The organism is Hymenobacter sp. HDW8 (assembly GCF_011305775.1).
Taxonomy (GTDB): domain Bacteria; phylum Bacteroidota; class Bacteroidia; order Cytophagales; family Hymenobacteraceae; genus Hymenobacter; species Hymenobacter radiodurans.
On sequence record NZ_CP049907.1, the window covers coordinates 564120 to 578678 of the forward strand.

General features: G+C 56.2%; 14 protein-coding genes and 1 pseudogene. 10 read left to right on the top strand and 5 right to left on the bottom strand.

Annotated elements, in window-relative coordinates; all coding sequences use genetic code 11:
- Nucleotides 1-46: 46 nt before the first annotated feature.
- On the bottom strand, nucleotides 47-604 hold the full coding sequence (locus G7064_RS02460) for a YqgE/AlgH family protein (RefSeq protein WP_166072305.1): 558 nt from the start codon (nucleotides 602-604) through the stop codon (nucleotides 47-49).
- Between the two features lie 283 nt (nucleotides 605-887).
- On the opposite strand from G7064_RS02460, the gene G7064_RS02465 reads away from it, so the two are divergent.
- From G7064_RS02465 to G7064_RS02480, 5 genes and pseudogenes are all read left to right on the top strand, one after another.
- Nucleotides 888-2771: a hypothetical protein gene (locus G7064_RS02465; RefSeq protein WP_166072306.1), complete on the top strand. Its 1884-nt coding sequence runs from the start codon at nucleotides 888-890 to the stop codon at nucleotides 2769-2771.
- A 21-nt stretch (nucleotides 2772-2792) separates the two neighbouring features.
- Nucleotides 2793-3269, top strand: a pseudogene (gene pdxH, locus G7064_RS02470) (pyridoxamine 5'-phosphate oxidase); the annotation flags it as partial.
- 77 nt (nucleotides 3270-3346) lie between these two features.
- Nucleotides 3347-3442: a pyridoxine 5'-phosphate oxidase C-terminal domain-containing protein gene (locus G7064_RS23180; protein ID WP_410505524.1), complete on the top strand. Its 96-nt coding sequence runs from the start codon at nucleotides 3347-3349 to the stop codon at nucleotides 3440-3442.
- Nucleotides 3443-3515: 73 nt separating this feature from the next.
- Nucleotides 3516-4820 (top strand): DUF1015 domain-containing protein, encoded by a 1305-nt coding sequence (locus tag G7064_RS02475; RefSeq protein WP_166072307.1) that lies wholly within the window; start codon nucleotides 3516-3518, stop codon nucleotides 4818-4820.
- Nucleotides 4817-5404: a Maf family nucleotide pyrophosphatase gene (locus G7064_RS02480; protein WP_166072308.1), complete on the top strand. Its 588-nt coding sequence runs from the start codon at nucleotides 4817-4819 to the stop codon at nucleotides 5402-5404. The genes G7064_RS02475 and G7064_RS02480 overlap by 4 nt, the downstream gene beginning before the upstream one ends.
- 18 nt (nucleotides 5405-5422) lie before the next feature.
- Here the strand turns inward: G7064_RS02480 and G7064_RS02485 are convergent, their stop codons facing one another.
- Nucleotides 5423-6055 (bottom strand): flavin reductase family protein, encoded by a 633-nt coding sequence (locus tag G7064_RS02485; RefSeq protein WP_166072309.1) that lies wholly within the window; start codon nucleotides 6053-6055, stop codon nucleotides 5423-5425.
- A gap of 132 nt (nucleotides 6056-6187) precedes the next feature.
- Here G7064_RS02485 and G7064_RS02490 point away from each other — a divergent pair, with 132 nt between their 5' ends.
- From G7064_RS02490 to G7064_RS02500, 3 genes are all read left to right on the top strand, one after another.
- A complete protein-coding gene (locus G7064_RS02490) occupies nucleotides 6188-6637 on the top strand; it encodes a YceI family protein (protein ID WP_166072310.1) in 450 nt (149 codons plus the stop codon).
- A 118-nt stretch (nucleotides 6638-6755) separates the two neighbouring features.
- Complete coding sequence (locus G7064_RS02495) at nucleotides 6756-7760, top strand: LLM class flavin-dependent oxidoreductase (protein ID WP_317172803.1); 1005 nt, start codon at nucleotides 6756-6758, stop codon at nucleotides 7758-7760.
- Between the two features lie 175 nt (nucleotides 7761-7935).
- Nucleotides 7936-8721 carry an SDR family oxidoreductase gene (locus tag G7064_RS02500; RefSeq protein WP_166072311.1) on the top strand — a complete coding sequence of 262 codons (786 nt, stop codon included), beginning with the start codon at nucleotides 7936-7938 and terminating at the stop codon, nucleotides 8719-8721.
- A 177-nt stretch (nucleotides 8722-8898) separates the two neighbouring features.
- Here G7064_RS02500 and G7064_RS02505 read toward each other — a convergent pair whose 3' ends face one another.
- Together G7064_RS02505 and G7064_RS02510 are read right to left on the bottom strand one after the other, a co-directional pair.
- Complete coding sequence (locus G7064_RS02505) at nucleotides 8899-9513, bottom strand: trimeric intracellular cation channel family protein (protein WP_133272757.1); 615 nt, start codon at nucleotides 9511-9513, stop codon at nucleotides 8899-8901.
- Between the two features lie 179 nt (nucleotides 9514-9692).
- On the bottom strand, nucleotides 9693-11312 hold the full coding sequence (locus G7064_RS02510; RefSeq protein ID WP_166072312.1) for a glycerol-3-phosphate dehydrogenase/oxidase: 1620 nt from the start codon (nucleotides 11310-11312) through the stop codon (nucleotides 9693-9695).
- Between the two features lie 378 nt (nucleotides 11313-11690).
- On the opposite strand from G7064_RS02510, the gene G7064_RS02515 reads away from it, so the two are divergent.
- A complete protein-coding gene (locus G7064_RS02515; RefSeq protein WP_166072313.1) occupies nucleotides 11691-12818 on the top strand; it encodes a glycoside hydrolase family 105 protein in 1128 nt (375 codons plus the stop codon).
- A gap of 86 nt (nucleotides 12819-12904) precedes the next feature.
- On the opposite strand, the gene G7064_RS02520 is transcribed toward G7064_RS02515, so the two are convergent.
- Nucleotides 12905-13090 carry a hypothetical protein gene (locus tag G7064_RS02520; protein ID WP_166072314.1) on the bottom strand — a complete coding sequence of 62 codons (186 nt, stop codon included), beginning with the start codon at nucleotides 13088-13090 and terminating at the stop codon, nucleotides 12905-12907.
- Nucleotides 13091-13618: 528 nt separating this feature from the next.
- Between G7064_RS02520 and G7064_RS02525 the strand changes: the two genes are divergently transcribed.
- Nucleotides 13619-14476: an AraC family transcriptional regulator gene (locus G7064_RS02525; protein WP_166072315.1), complete on the top strand. Its 858-nt coding sequence runs from the start codon at nucleotides 13619-13621 to the stop codon at nucleotides 14474-14476.
- Nucleotides 14477-14559: the final 83 nt, after the last annotated feature.

A 14559-nucleotide genomic window follows, 5' to 3' on the forward strand; every position in this document is an offset into this window, starting at 1 on the left:
AAGAAAAAGGCCGACGTTGAAAGAACGATAACGCGGCAGTGGGGGGCTAATTCAGGCGTGGATCTGTGGGATAGTTAGATAAAATCCGGTACCGACCGCCTTTTTCGCGCAGAATAGACTGCCAAAAGGCATCAGTAGTCAAAGTAAAGACTTTCTCGGCAGCATTGGGGTGCACGATCCAAACATTTTCGCGCACTTCCTCCGCCAACTGGTCGGCCGTCCAGCCCGAATAGCCAGCATACAGACGCACATCATCCTCACCAATCTCGCCGCTCAGCAATAAGCCCAGCAGCACCTCAAAGTCGCCTCCCCAATACACATCATGCCCCAGCGATACCGCATTTGGTACATCGGCGCGGCGGTGCAGATAGTGGAGCGTATCGGGCTGCACGGGCCCGCCTAGGCCCAAGGGCAGGCGGGCAGCGGGCAGTACATCGCCACCGGGCAGCTCCAGTACATCGCCCAGCAGCAGGTTGGTGCCTCGGTTGAGCACTAAACCGAACGAGCCTTCATCGTCGGTATGGCGGCACAGCAGTACCACGCTGCGCTCGAAATTAGGATCGCCCAGGAAGGGCTGCGAAATTAATAGGCTTCCAGCTTTCATAGATCAAGCTTCATTGTAGCATGCATTCAGGTTAATCAGCCTAACCTTGCAGACCGCTAAAATCCAGCGTACGCTACGATTCTGCAGGCTGCACCAGCTCTCTAATGTATGGTAATGGTACGTCGGGAGAATAGGCTTAGGTTCCCGGAAATAATACGGCCGCGCAAAATAGTGAATGCCGCCGGTGAACAGTAGAACGGTGCGCAGCTCGATAAATGGTAAAGGTGCCCCAACAAATTTCTGAATAATTTGCGCCCTGTATCAAGTGCGTATTAATCTGCTAATGCCCCCCCTCCCCGCTTCACCCCTTCCGCGCGACCGTTCCTTTGATCCCTGGTTCGTGGGCAGCGTTCTGCTTCAGGTTCTGTTGCTACTCATCGTATTTCGCTCGCTTATCTTTAATCCTGGTGAATATCTGATTGTTACGCACTACGACGGTATCAAGAGCTACTTTTCCATTGCTTCCTTTTTGCGGCAGCCGCTGAGCGATGGCATGCTGGTAATGGGTCACAACTACCCATTTGGCGAGTACATGTACTATACAGATTGTACGCCTGTGCTCACTCAAAGTCTGCATGTACTCGTGCAGGCTTTTCCGGCGCTGGAGCCCTACGGCCTGTATTTGTATGATCTGTTTATCCTGGGGGGCTTGGCGCTCAGCACGTTGCTGCTGTACCGCATTATGCGTCCCTTGGGGCTGCCTGTCTGGTTGTTGGTGCTGCTGAGCGTGGCATTGCCCTGGCTGGGGCCCCAAACGATGCGCCTGCGCGTGGGCCACACTAGCTTATCTTACACCCCGGCCATCCTGTTCACCATCTGGGTGTTGCAACAACTCTACTACGCTTGGGTGCAGAATAGGCCGGTGCGAAAATGGTTTATCATATTGCTGGGGGGCATTATTGTGACCTCGTATTTTCACTTTTATTACCTGGGCATTCTGGGAGTACTGGGGGGCTTTTTCTTCTTGTTTTGGATAGTAGAGAATGCCTTAGCCGGTAAGCCTTGGTTTCGGCTGGCACTATATGGCGGCCTGACCCTAGGAGCCGCGCTACTCATTACAGCCGGCTCGCTTATGCTACTGGACCCCCGCTACCACGAGCGACCTGTGTCTAGCAGTGGCTATGGTGTGCTAGAATGGAAATTCCAGTTTGGAGCTTTCTTCCGGGGATATTCCTTCAACCAGCTGCGGTTTCCGCTGGAGCGCACGGCCGATATTCCGTATGAGTCGGTGGCTTATCTCGGCGGCTTTGTACTGTACGGACTGTTGGTTACGCTGGTGCTGGCTGCATTGCGGCGCCTCCCGTCGGTGCAGCTTATTGACACTGATCACGGCCGCTTCCTACGCTTGTTTTTACTGGCTAGCATCCCAATGGCCTTTATTGCCCTGGGCGAAACCTATGATTTGGATAACGGCGCCTACGTATTCAACAACTACTTAAATCCGTTTTTCTGGCTGCACAAGCTCACCGATCGGGTTACTCAGTTTCGAGCCTTGGGCCGTTTTGTCTGGCCTTTCTGGTGGGCCTTCGTGCTGGGCTTCAGCTATTATGTAGCGCGATGGTGGCAGCATCGTACGCTGCGTTGGGTGCTGGTAGCACTCTCCCTGCTTCTGGTGCTGGACACCCGCGATGCAATGCGTTTCTACCGAACTAATACCCAGTTGCCTAATTTTCTAACGGCCAACGCCCCTACACTGCCCATGCAGCAGCTTACTGGCTGGCTCGATCTTAAAAATTATCAGGCGATTCTGCCTCTTCCTTACTTCAACTCAGGTTCAGAAGAAGAAGGTTATCGCTTGACCATCGACCCCGATGAGGTCCAGAATAATAACACCTACCAGCTTTCCATGGTTACAAGGCTGCCGTTGATGTCGAACAAGACTGCCCGCCTGCCCGCTCATCTAGCCCAAAAGCTGTATTCGGTAGTGAGTCCCGGCGGTCCTGACCCGGAGGTGCTGGCGCTCATGGACCGCCGCCCTGTGCTCGTATTTCTGGACACCGCTTACTATAATGGGCAGAACAACTTTTACCGCGAGACGCTGGCAACCAAGCCCGAAAAGCTGGCCATCTTCGAGCGTAGTGCTGACTTTATTCGCGAGCAACATCTACAATTACTGCACCGGCAGGGCAATTGGTTGCTTTATGCTTGGTATCCCAAGGGCCGTTAACGCTCTCTAAATCCTCATTCAATGACTGACCAGCAACTGGCCGACCTGCGCAAAACCTACGCGCAACGCACCCTCACCGAAGCCGATGTGCTCCCCGACGCCGTGCGTCAGTTTCGGGCGTGGCTAGATGAGGCTATCGCTGCCCATCTCGATGAGCCTACGGCTATGACGCTGGCCACCGTCGGCGCCGATGGCCAGCCCACCACGCGCGTGGTGCTCCTCAAGGGCCTCCCCGACGATGCTGGTTTTCTGTTTTACACCAATTACGATAGTCGCAAAGGGCACGAATTAGCCACGCATCCACAGGCAGCCCTTAACTTCTTCTGGCCCGGCTTAGAGCGCCAAGTACGGGTGGAAGGAAGCGTAGAAAAAGCCCCCCAGGAGTTGTCGGACCAGTATTTCCAGAGTCGCCCGCGCGCTAGCCAGGTAGGCGCCTGGGCCTCGCCGCAAAGTCAGGTAATCGGGAGCCGGGAAGAGCTGGAGCAGCGAGAGCAAGAGATAGAGCAACGCTTTGCGAATGAAAATCCGCTGCCGCGCCCACCGCATTGGGGGGCTTTATTTTGCGTCCGCACCGTGTGGAGTTCTGGCAGGGTCGCCCCAGTCGCCTCCACGACCGCATTGTGTACGAGAAGGTTGGCGATGAGTGGAAGCGTAGCCGCTTAGCTCCTTGAGCATCAAATCAACTAAAATCATACAGTCAAACGGCGCCTACTACCTTTACTGCCTCATTTCTACCTTTTTCGAGTGGCTGAAATTCAACCCGTGCGCGGCTGGCGCTACAATCCGCAGTTAAGTCAGCATATTGATGATTACGTGTCGCCGCTGTTTGATGTAGTGTCGGCGAAGCAGCGGGAGGCGCTGTACCGTAACCCGTTAAATAGCATTCATTTATCGGTGCCACGAGGCGAGGACGCCGCCGCCGAGGCAGAGCGGCGGCTGGCGGAATGGCAGGCAAAGGGCGTGCTGCGCCAGGATGAGTTGCCGGGTATTTATGCGTATTATCAGTATTTCCGGTTGCCGGGTAGTAGTCAGGAATATTGCCGCAAAGGCTTCATGTGCCACATCCGAGCGTATGATTGGAGCGATGAGGTAGTGCTGCGTCACGAAAACACCTTACCCGCGGCCGTAAATGACCGCGCCGAGCTGCTGGCCCGCACCGAGTTCCAGACCAGTGCCACTCACGGCCTCTACCGGGATGAAGATTTTGAGTTGGAGCACTACCTCGACGAGGCCATGCACGACCCGCTTTATCAAACCGAAGAAGACTACCAAGGTGCCCGCGATGTACTGGCGGTCATTCAAGATGCGGCTATTATTCGACGATTTCAGGAAATACTGGAAACCCGGCAGGTGATTCTGGCCGATGGTCACCACCGCTACGAAGGCAGCCTGGCTTACCGGCAGGCCCGCCTGGCAGCCGACCCGCAGGCCACGGGCAAAGAACCGTGGAATTATCATCTGATGTACCTGACCAACTCGGCGGCCAACGACCTGCGCATTCTGCCTACCCACCGCTTGCTGCTGGAGATGCCCAATGGTCTGAGCGATGAGGATTTTATGATCCGCCTAGAACTCTATTTCACCATTCTACCCAAGGATGACGCTTACGATTTGCCCGAAATCATTGCCGGCAAACCGTGGGCCTTTGGCCTGTATCTGGGGGGCAATTCTTATAAAATTCGGCTGCGGCCCGAGGTACATGCGCAACTCACGTGGGATACTACGCCCGAAGTAAAAGCTCTGGATCTCACTGTATTACATTACTTCGTACTGGAGCGCGTGCTGGGCATTGTGGGGCCCGATGCGCAGCGTTCGTGGGCGGGAATTGCGTACGTGCGCAACTTTACCGAGTGCCTTACCCGCGTCGACCGCGGTGAGGCGCGTGCCGCCTTCATAACCAACGAAGTAACCATGGCCGAGGTAGAGCGCGTGTGCCATAGCGGGGCCGTAATGCCTCCCAAGTCCACTTTCTTTTATCCCAAAACCATCGGTGGTTTCCTGTTCACTTCTATTCACGACGAGGAGTCAGACCACCCGTTTCAGGTATGAGTGTAGTCACCAAACTAGTCCTGGCGTCTAACTCGCCGCGCCGTCGCCAGCTGCTCACCGATCTGGGGCTGAACTACGAAATTCGCCTGCGGAAAGTAGACGAAACCTACCCCTCGCATCTGCATCGTGCCGAGGTTGCTGAATATCTAGCTGCACACAAAGCCGCCGCTTACGCCCCCGATTTAGCCCCCCACGAGGTGGTACTGACCGCCGACACCATCGTCTGTCTGGAGGATGATGTGCTGAACAAGCCCGCGGACGAGGCCGAAGCCAAACAGATGCTCACACGCCTGCAGGGCCGCGCCCACGATGTATTTACGGGCGTTTGTTTGCTCACCGGTGATGGCCAGCGCACTATTTTCTCCGACCAGACCCGCGTTCATTTCCGTGCTCTCTCCCCTGCCGAAATCGAGTTTTACGTGCGCAACTTTAGCCCCCTAGACAAAGCCGGGGCTTACGGCGCCCAGGATTGGGTAGGCATGGTAGGCGTCACGCGGCTGGAAGGCTCCTACTTTAACGTAATGGGCCTACCCGTACATCGGGTATGGGAAGAACTAGCGAAACTGGGGGTAGTATCCGTTTAATTTTCCTAGCACGCGGACTTACTTTGGCTGAGGCCCCTGTCCTACCCGAGCATAGGCGTAAGCGCCAATTTCCTGAGCGGTGTGATAGGTATCGAGGCCAGAAACGCAGGCGCTGCCAGCACCATTCAAGTTGAGAGAACCATCGGCAGCCAGCAAGTCGCCGGGTAGGTAGATTTCTTCTATTTTGCCCACGAGCAAGGTAGTTCCGGTGGCCTTTATGGGTATTTCCTCAACCAGTTGCAGCCCCATTTTTATCTGACTTTCGCGGACGTATGGCGCCGGAAAGTTGTCCAGAAATTCAGCTCCCAATCCACATTTCTCAAACTCCGATTCGTCCTCCGGGAAAGGCGCCGACGTATAGTGGGCGGCCGCCGTGAAGTCGGCGTGTACGTGGTTGATGGTGTAGCAGCCGCTGGCCTTGATATTGTCGTAGGTGTGGCGCGCCACGCTGGTAGGGCGGGTAAAAATACCGATGTAGGGCGGATTGGAGCCTAAATGCACTACGGAACTGTACATCGCCAAATTGGTGCGCCCATCAGGCGCCGCCGTCCCGACGAGGTTAGCGGGCTTGTAGCCCGTAATAGAATTAATCAGATTAAGACGGAAAATCTTTTCCATCGTCTCAATATCCTGGGCTTGAATGCGCTTCATGTAATGCTGGTTGGCGTGTAATCTCAGTGATGAAATAATTCCAAAAACAATTAGATACATAACCGCTAAAAGCCGCATTCGGCATGCTTATCTATTTAAATTGTTTGAGCAGACAATAAACTAGAAGGCACTGTGCAAGTAAAGGGTACCCAGTTGGTGGGCGGTACGTTCGTTGTGGATATTACCTCCCTAAAGAACACAGACCTCACTGATGCCGATTACAACGCCAAACTAGTTGGTCACCTCAAGTCGGATGACTTCTTTGGTGTGGAAAAATACTCTACGGCTACCCTCGTCATCACCAGTGTCAAGCCGCTGAAGGGTAACTCCGACGGTAACAACGCCACTGTTACGGGTAATTTGACCATTAAAGGCAAAACCAACCTCATTAGCTTTCCAGCCAAAGTAGGCGTGAAAAACGGTGTGGCTGCCGCTTCGGGCGTAGCCACGGTAGACCGCACCAAGTACGATGTCAAATTCGGATCTACCCTATTTGGCACTGCGGCCGACAAAGCTATTGATGATACGTTTACGCTGAGCTTTAACATAATCGCCAAAGCCAAAGGTGTAGCCACCCGTTAAGGCTTCAAACCTCTAGCTTAGGCCAACGGCTCTCCCCAATCCAGGGAGAGCCGTTAGTGTTCTTTCTGTTCACTTGCACTCTTACTACGGGGAAATACCCCAATAAAGAACCTCCTCTATGGAAATTGGCATTGATAGTTTCGCGGCACTACTGCTCAGCAACAGCACCGGCAAAACACCGACTGGCGTGGAAGCCATGGGCCAATTGCTCGACCGTATTGCATACGCCGATCAGGTAGGCCTCGATGTATTTGGTATGGGCGAGCACCACCGCTCCGAATATTTGGACTCTGCCCCCGCCGTTATTCTGGCCGCTGCGGCTGCTCGCACCAAGCGCATCCGCCTGACCAGCGCTGTGACAGTACTCAGTGCGGCCGATCCAGTGCGCGTATTTCAGGAATACGCCACCCTAGATTTAATTTCCCAAGGCCGGGCGGAGTTGGTAGTGGGTCGCGGCTCCTCTATTGAAGCGTTCCCCTTATTTGGCTTTGACCTAGACGATTACGATGCATTGTTTGCTGAAAAGCTGGATCTCCTGCTTCAGGTACGCGACCAACAGCGCGTGACGTGGTCAGGCAAGTTCCGGCCGGCCCTCACGGGCCAGGGAATTTACCCGCGACCCGCGCAGCCCCAGTTGCCCATCTGGCTGGGCGTGGGCGGTACCCCGGCCTCGTTCGTGCGGGCCGGTCAGTTGGGACTACCGCTGATGGTGGCAATCATCGGCGGCGATACGCACCGCTTCCGGCCCCTGGTGGACCTGTATCGGGAAGCCGGGCGCCGGGCTGGGCACTCGCCCGAAACGTTAAAAGTGGGCCTGCACTCGCTCGGCTACGTGGCCGAAACCACCGAGCAGGCGCACGAGGAATTCTTTCCCGGCTACGCCCGCACCTTCACGGCGCGCGCCCGGGAGCGCGGCGGCTCCCCAGTGACACGGGGCCAGTTTGATGCCCAGGCGGGTCCGCAGGGGGCGCTGCTGGTGGGTAGCCCCGAGGAAGTAGCCGCCAAGATTCTTCGCCACAGCGAGGCGCTGGGGGCATTTCGCGGGTCACCTTCCAGCAGGATGTTGCCGCTCAAACTCATGACAAAGTATTACAGTCCATTGAGTTGCTTGGCACCCGGGTAGCGCCCTTGCTGCGGAAAGCTGAACTGGCAGCTCAGGCTTGATAACTGGTATTTGCGGCGCTCTGGTTAAATGAATTTACCTATTGGTGGGCGCTTTATAGGCCCTTATCGGTTCTGGTTACGTAGTATCTGACCAGGCCGATAAGGGCCTGTTTTATGCCATTCGTACTCTTTCTATGACTCTACGTCCATACCACGCCCTGGTAGGCGGCAGCACGCAGGGCATCGGCCGAGCCACCGCTGAGGCACTGGCCGAGGCTGGTGCCACCGTTACGCTCTTCGCCCGCGACGAGGCCCGACTGCGGACAGTAGCCGCCGCTCTTCCCACTCCGGCCCAGCAGCAGCACAATTTTTTGGTGGCCGACTTTGCCCAGCCAGCCCAAGTAGCCGCAGTCGTGGCGGGCTTCCTAGCCACGCACCCGCATGGCTTCCAGATTCTGGTCAACAATACCGGTGGGCCACCGGCCGGGCCACTGCTGGCGGCCACTCCCTCAGAATTTGAAGCAGCCTTTGCCCAGCACGTACTCTGCAATCAGTTCTTGGCGCAGGCACTGGTGCCAGGCATGGTGGCAGGCGGCTACGGGCGAATCATCAATATTATCAGCACGTCGGTTAAGATACCCCTAGCGGGATTAGGGGTAAGCAACACCATTCGGGGTGCCGTGGCCAGTTGGGCCAAAACCTTGGCGAATGAGGTAGCCGGGCAAGGCATTACGGTGAACAATGTCCTGCCCGGCGCAATTGTGACGCAACGCCACGAGTCGCTCATTGCACAGAGAATGAGCAATACGGGCCAAACAAAAGAACAAGTGGAGGCCGCCATGCTCCAGCAGATTCCAGCCCACCGTTTTGGCCAAGCCAGCGAGTTGGCCGCGGTGGTAACCTTTCTTGCCTCACCGGCGGCAGGCTACATCACGGGCACCAGCCTACCCGTTGACGGCGGGCGCACAGGCAGTATTTGATCAAGGGCGGCATACCTTACAACTTCGCTGTAGGCTAGGCCGCGAAGCACTTGGCTCAAACACGATGCTGCCCACATTCTGGCGCCCTTGGTGGCCGCACAGTAGCTACGCTGGAGCAGTAGGGATTTGCCATCGAATGGGCCGTAATTACTGGCGATAAGCACCTTGGGGGGCTTTTTAAACCCTAATAGGTGGCAACGACCAGCCTTTCTTCATAGCTAGTAGTCGAAAGCCCGTAATCACCCCCACCGACAATAAAAAAGTAAGGGTTGGGTCCAGATGTAGGCGTAGGGCCAGAATATACAGTACAGCACCGGTCAGGCATGGGGTGGCGTATAGCTGCCGCTCAAAGACTAGCGGCATCTCGTTGGCCAGCGTATCGCGAATGACGCCACCAAATAGCGCAGAGACGATGCCCAGCAGGACCGCAGCCCATGGATTGACGCCCACATTCAGCGCTTTTTCCAGACCCAGAATGGTGAAAATACCGATACCCAGCGTGTCAAATACCAGTAAAGGGCGCTGCAAAATGCCCAGCCACCACCGACGGCAGGCAACGGCAATCAGGACGCTGGCCGTAATAACGAATAGATAGTTGACGTCGCTGATCCAGACCACCGGGTACGCCTGGATGATGACATCGCGTAGCGTTCCGCCCCCAACCGCGGTGACAAAAGCGAAGATAAACAGCGTGAGCACGTCGTGATCTTTCTTCTTGTGTAACGCGGCCAACGTCCCCGATATGGCAAAAACGCCGGTCCCGATTAAATCCGTCACATAAATTACATCCATGGAAGTCTGGCCTAAATGATGGCTTGGTAAAGACGCTACATAATCACTTCCTGGCCGCCCCCAGCCCATAAAGTAACCGATAAGCAAGATAGCGCGGAGCCTCGCAACTTGTGGGCCGCGGTTAGGACAATAGGTTTGATGCCAATCGCCGAAAGTATACCTAATTAGCTCCAGATCCCTTACAGCTCGGCGGTTTGATTAACCAGTGAGTGGTGCAGTTGGTAATGCTGGGCTAGACTGGTAAATTCCGTAACCTGCCGTTGCTGCCACTGGGCATCGTACCCAAGTTCTTCGGCCAGCAACGCCGCCACTACGGGGGCGCAGCGCACAGCCGCGGCAGCGTCGAGGAACAGTATGCGCACGCGGCGGGCCAGTATATCTTCTACCGTGCGGGCCAGCTCGTAGCGAGCGGCCCACACTACCTCCGCCTTTCGGAATTCGAGCGCGGCATCCAGTTTTTCCCCCAACTCCGGCCGCTCCATCATTAGCTGCTGCAAGCCGGGCTGGTCGGAGCCGTACACGTAGAAATGGCTCTGACGGTCGGGGGTGGGCTGGGCTCCGTGAATAGCAAGGTGAGCAGTCCGGCTTGGGACATTGGGAAGTTTTCCCAGCTTAATGGCCTTGTCTACCGTATCCTGGCCCATGCGACGGTAAGTGGTCCATTTGCCCCCCGTGATGGTTATCAGGCCCGTGTCGGAGACCACTAGCTTGTGGCGGCGCGATAGTTCCTTGGTATGACCAGTGCCGGCCGCCTTTGCCGCTAGGGGGCGCAGACCAGCGAAGATGCTGAGCACATCGTGGCGCTGGGGCGCCCGACGGAGGTAGCGGCCGGCGGTGCGGAGGATAAACGCTACCTCTTCCTCCAGCGCCTGGGGCTCCAGACTCGGCTCGGGGATGGCTGTATCGGTGGTGCCCAGCACTACTCGGCCCTGCCAGGGCACGGCAAATAATACGCGGCCGTCGTCGGTGCGGGGAATAAGGAGCGCGTCGTCGCCGGGCAGAAATGTCTTATCCAGCACCAAGTGTACGCCCTGGCTGGGGCGTACCAGCGGCCGGGCGCCGGGCGTGTCCAGCTTCCGAATCTCGTCAACGAAGATGCCGGTGGCGTTGACCACAACGGTGCCTCGCAGCTCGTAGTGGCGGCCGGTTTCTTCATCGGTGGCCCGCACGCCGCACACGATGCCCTGCTCATTCTTCAGCAGCTCCCGCACGGGAAAATGATTCAGCACCGTGCCACCGTGCTCGATAATCGTTTGGGCCAGGTTCACGGCCAGGCGGGCGTCATCAAACTGCCCGTCGTGGTAGAGTACGCCACCTTTCAGGCCCTCAGGACGAAGGTTGCTTAGTCTACGCAGCGTTTCGGCGCGGCCAAGAAACACGGAGGAACCCAGGCTGCGACGGCCAGCCAGCCGGTCGTAGAGCTTCAGGCCGATGGTGTAGAAGGCCGTGTCGGCCCAGGAGTAAACTGGAATGAGGAAAGCCTGGTCGGTTACAAGGTGGGGGGCATTTTGGAGCAGCAGGCCCCGCTCGATGAGCGCCTCGCGTACCAGCCCCACGTCGCCTTGGGCCAGGTAGCGCACGCCGCCATGCACCAGTTTGGTACTGCGACTGCTCGTACCCTTGGCAAAGTCAACTTGCTCAAGCAACAAGGTCCGGTAGCCCCGGCTGAGTCCATCCAGGGCCACGCCCAAGCCCGTAGCTCCGCCCCCAATAACAATTAAATCCCAACTGGCCTGGCTCTCCAGCTGGGTAAGGAGTGTGGCACGGTGAAAGGGTGCTGCAGTAAGGGGAATGGGCATAGCTGGCAGTTATTCGCTCGGACAGGGATATTGGGGCAAAGAAATCTAACTCCGGTTCACTTCAAGGTTCAGGACTGATTATGAAGCCGAAATGAAGCGTGTTATAGCGAATCAGACCAATGTCGACTTATCAGGAAAAGAGGAATTGAGCGGCCCGAACGTGGCGACCCAGAACAACAGCGGGGATTGTGATAGAAAGCGTTTCCGTCGCCAATGTCGCGCAATTCCGCAATATCTGGCATGCCCGCAACTAGTACGGCTCCTGGTCTATCTTAAAAAAAGCCCCCCAGCATTGCGGGACTATTTTGCTAGGTTTGTTCTAGCCTCCTGGGCTCGGGCGGGGGGCTTTTTTCGGGTCTATTCCTTCCTCCCTGCTGTATGATACACAAACTACGCCTTACTCATCTGCTTACTTGTTGCGCGCTGCTGGCGCTGGTGCATACTGGCCAAGCACAGTCGGTTTCTGCTTCTGATAAAGCTTTTTTTAAGCCTAAATTCATCAGGAAGCAGCTGCTACGGGCGTCGAAGTGGCAGCTGGCGCATCCCAAGCATACGCTGACCGACTGGACCAACGGCGCCTTCTACTCAGGCGTGTTTGCCGCCTATCAGACCACTAAGTCGTCCCTGCTGCTAGACTCTCTGATGGCTATGGGCGAGCGCAACCAATGGCGGCCCGGCCCGCGCTACGACCACGCCGACGACATCGTCATCTGCCAGACCTACCTGAATCTGTATCGCCTGAAAAAGGAGCGGCGCATGATTCAGCCCACCCTTGACGTGGTTGAGAAACTGCGGACGGTGCCGGGCCCCGAGGTGCAGGCTCACGGCATTGCCTGGTGGTGGTGCGACGCCCTATTTATGGGGCCGCCGGTGCTGGCAAAGCTGGCCGCGATTGAAAACCAACCCCAGTACCTGACTCTTACGGATACCCTATACCACCAAACCTACCGCCGCCTGTACAACCACCAGGAGCACCTGTTTGCCCGCGATGCCAGCTACCTGTGGAGCGAGGCTGGAGAAGGCAAAAAGGAAAGCAACGGCCAGCGCATTTTCTGGTCGAGGGGCAACGGCTGGGTGATGGGTGGGCTGGTGCAGCTGCTCCAAGAGTTGCCCCCGAACCACCCCAGCCGAGGCTTCTACCTGAATGTATTCAAAGAAATGAGTGCCCGCTTGGTGCAGCTCCAGCAGCCCGATGGGCTGTGGCGCTCTAGTCTGCTCGATCCGCAGGCCTATCCCGGCGGGGAGGCGTCCGGTTCCGGCTTCGACTGCTACGCCTTGGCTTGGGGTATCAACCAGGGGATTCTCGACCGGGCCCAGTACCTGCCGGCTGTGCAAAAAGCGTGGGTTGCGCTCAATAAGTGCGTCTCGGCCGACGGCCGCGTGGGCTGGGTGCAGCCCATTGGCGCCGACCCGCGCCGCGACTTTTCGGCCAACAGTTGGGAAGTGTACGGCACCGGCGCTTTCCTGCTGGCTGGCTCGGAAGTCATTCAGCTAAAACTCCGGTAGGCGCTTATTCTTGCTTAGCTAGTGAGGGCAAATTGCGGGTTGAATTGATTCTTTGGCGTTTCGTGGGCTACGTTTCGACTCAGGGCCTAGCTTGGGGAGCATTTTTCCAGGTCTGCTTGGCGTTCCGCGGCCACTGATACCGAGGTGCCTGCCAACTCATGCAGTTCAGTTAAATTCTGCTGCTGAATGGCCCGTTGAATTTCTGCTAACGCCTCCTCCTCGCTCAGGTGCAGGTCAGAGTTTAGCTTTTGACTTAGAGTATGATAGTTCATCTTGAAGTTGTTTGAGGGAGTAATTCGGGGCGGCCAAGGCGGCGGCGGGGTTGCTCGCCATACGGCTCATCGCCCCCGAATCCTTACTTGGGGTGGTGGTACGTTGCTTTTAGGAAGAAGGTGGCTTGGGGGGCTTTTTTTACGGCAATAAAAAAAGGCGCCCCACCCAGAGCGCCTCTTTCCGGAATCAAAACCGAATGAATTCCCACCCATTTCCGGCTTGAAATCTATCCCCTCGTGGCGGCATGCTCTCTAAGCAATTGTCGTCCTCGTTCGGGGCTTACTACACTTGGGTAGCACGATACTTAGTCCGATATCGGAATGAAGCCGCTAGCCCTATATTCCTATTTATGTTGTTGTTAAGTCAAAGTGCGATGCAAAGGTAGCTATACCCCCTCATCGGTCTTCTTTTAGAAGAACAAAGCTAGGAAGTAGTGAAGGCAGGTACTACGCCTACATTGTCTACTATCGGTGCTGTATTATCCATAACTCTATTATTCACGCCCGCTAACGGCTAATTTAGGGTACATGAAACTGCAGTTCGAGACCATACAGCCCCTGGCGGGCAGTTCCTTTACCCTGCTGCACACGACTAATGTGGAGGGTAGCCAGCATGTGCTCTGGCATTACCACCCCGAGTACGAGCTAGTGTATATTCCGTACGGGCGCGGCCGGCGGCATATTGGTCAGCACCACTCCCAGTATGAAGATGGCGAGTTGGTTTTTATCGGGCCCCATGTGCCCCACCTGAGTTTTAGCTACGGCCGCCAGAACCCGTACGAGCAGATTGTGCTGCAGCTGCCCGCCGACTGGCTGGCGACGGCCTTTGGTCAGCTGCCGGAGCTTGAGCCCATCAAACAATTGTTCCACCGCGCCCAGCAGGGGCTCTCGTTTGGTGCACAGACCCGGGCCCGCGTTGCTCCTTTATTGCAACAAATGCTTACCCAACCCGCCTTCCCACGATTACTTTCCGTGCTGCAACTCTTCCAGCACCTGACTCAGGCTCCCGATGTGGAAGTATTGCACGCCGACCGCGGGGGCCTGGGTCAGCAGGGCAAGGAGAAGGACCGGCTTAGTTTCATCTACCGTTATGTGCAGGAGCACTATGCTGAGCCGATTGAAGTAAGCGAAGTAGCTGAATTGGCTCATTTGACTGTCCCCGCCTTTTGTCGCTACTTCAAGAAAATGACGGGGCAAACCCTCACGGCGTTTGTGCAGGATTACCGCATCAGTCAAGCCTGCCTGCTCCTACTCGAAGACCGACCTATTACGGAAGTGAGCTTTGCCAGCGGCTTCAATAACCTGTCGCATTTCAATAAAACCTTTCGCCGACTTATTGGCCAGAGCCCAACGGCGTATCGTCAGCAGCAGCAGAAAATAAATTGAGTAACCCAGGCTTTGGGGGCAACATATAAACGTCGTCATTTACTTTGTATTACAAAGTTCTTTTAAATACATTTACCCCGTAA

Coding starts and splice junctions, on each gene's coding strand:
- G7064_RS02460 (WP_166072305.1), bottom strand. CDS start 604: ATGAAAGCTGGAAGCCTATTAATTTCGCAGCCCTTCCTGGGCGATCCT.
- G7064_RS02465 (WP_166072306.1), top strand. CDS start 888: ATGCCCCCCCTCCCCGCTTCACCCCTTCCGCGCGACCGTTCCTTTGAT.
- G7064_RS02480 (WP_166072308.1), top strand. CDS start 4,817: ATGAGTGTAGTCACCAAACTAGTCCTGGCGTCTAACTCGCCGCGCCGT.
- G7064_RS02485 (WP_166072309.1), bottom strand. CDS start 6,055: ATGAAGCGCATTCAAGCCCAGGATATTGAGACGATGGAAAAGATTTTC.
- G7064_RS02495 (WP_317172803.1), top strand. CDS start 6,756: ATGGAAATTGGCATTGATAGTTTCGCGGCACTACTGCTCAGCAACAGC.
- G7064_RS02500 (WP_166072311.1), top strand. CDS start 7,936: ATGACTCTACGTCCATACCACGCCCTGGTAGGCGGCAGCACGCAGGGC.
- G7064_RS02505 (WP_133272757.1), bottom strand. CDS start 9,513: ATGGATGTAATTTATGTGACGGATTTAATCGGGACCGGCGTTTTTGCC.
- G7064_RS02510 (WP_166072312.1), bottom strand. CDS start 11,312: ATGCCCATTCCCCTTACTGCAGCACCCTTTCACCGTGCCACACTCCTT.
- G7064_RS02515 (WP_166072313.1), top strand. CDS start 11,691: ATGATACACAAACTACGCCTTACTCATCTGCTTACTTGTTGCGCGCTG.
- G7064_RS02520 (WP_166072314.1), bottom strand. CDS start 13,090: ATGAACTATCATACTCTAAGTCAAAAGCTAAACTCTGACCTGCACCTG.
- G7064_RS02525 (WP_166072315.1), top strand. CDS start 13,619: ATGAAACTGCAGTTCGAGACCATACAGCCCCTGGCGGGCAGTTCCTTT.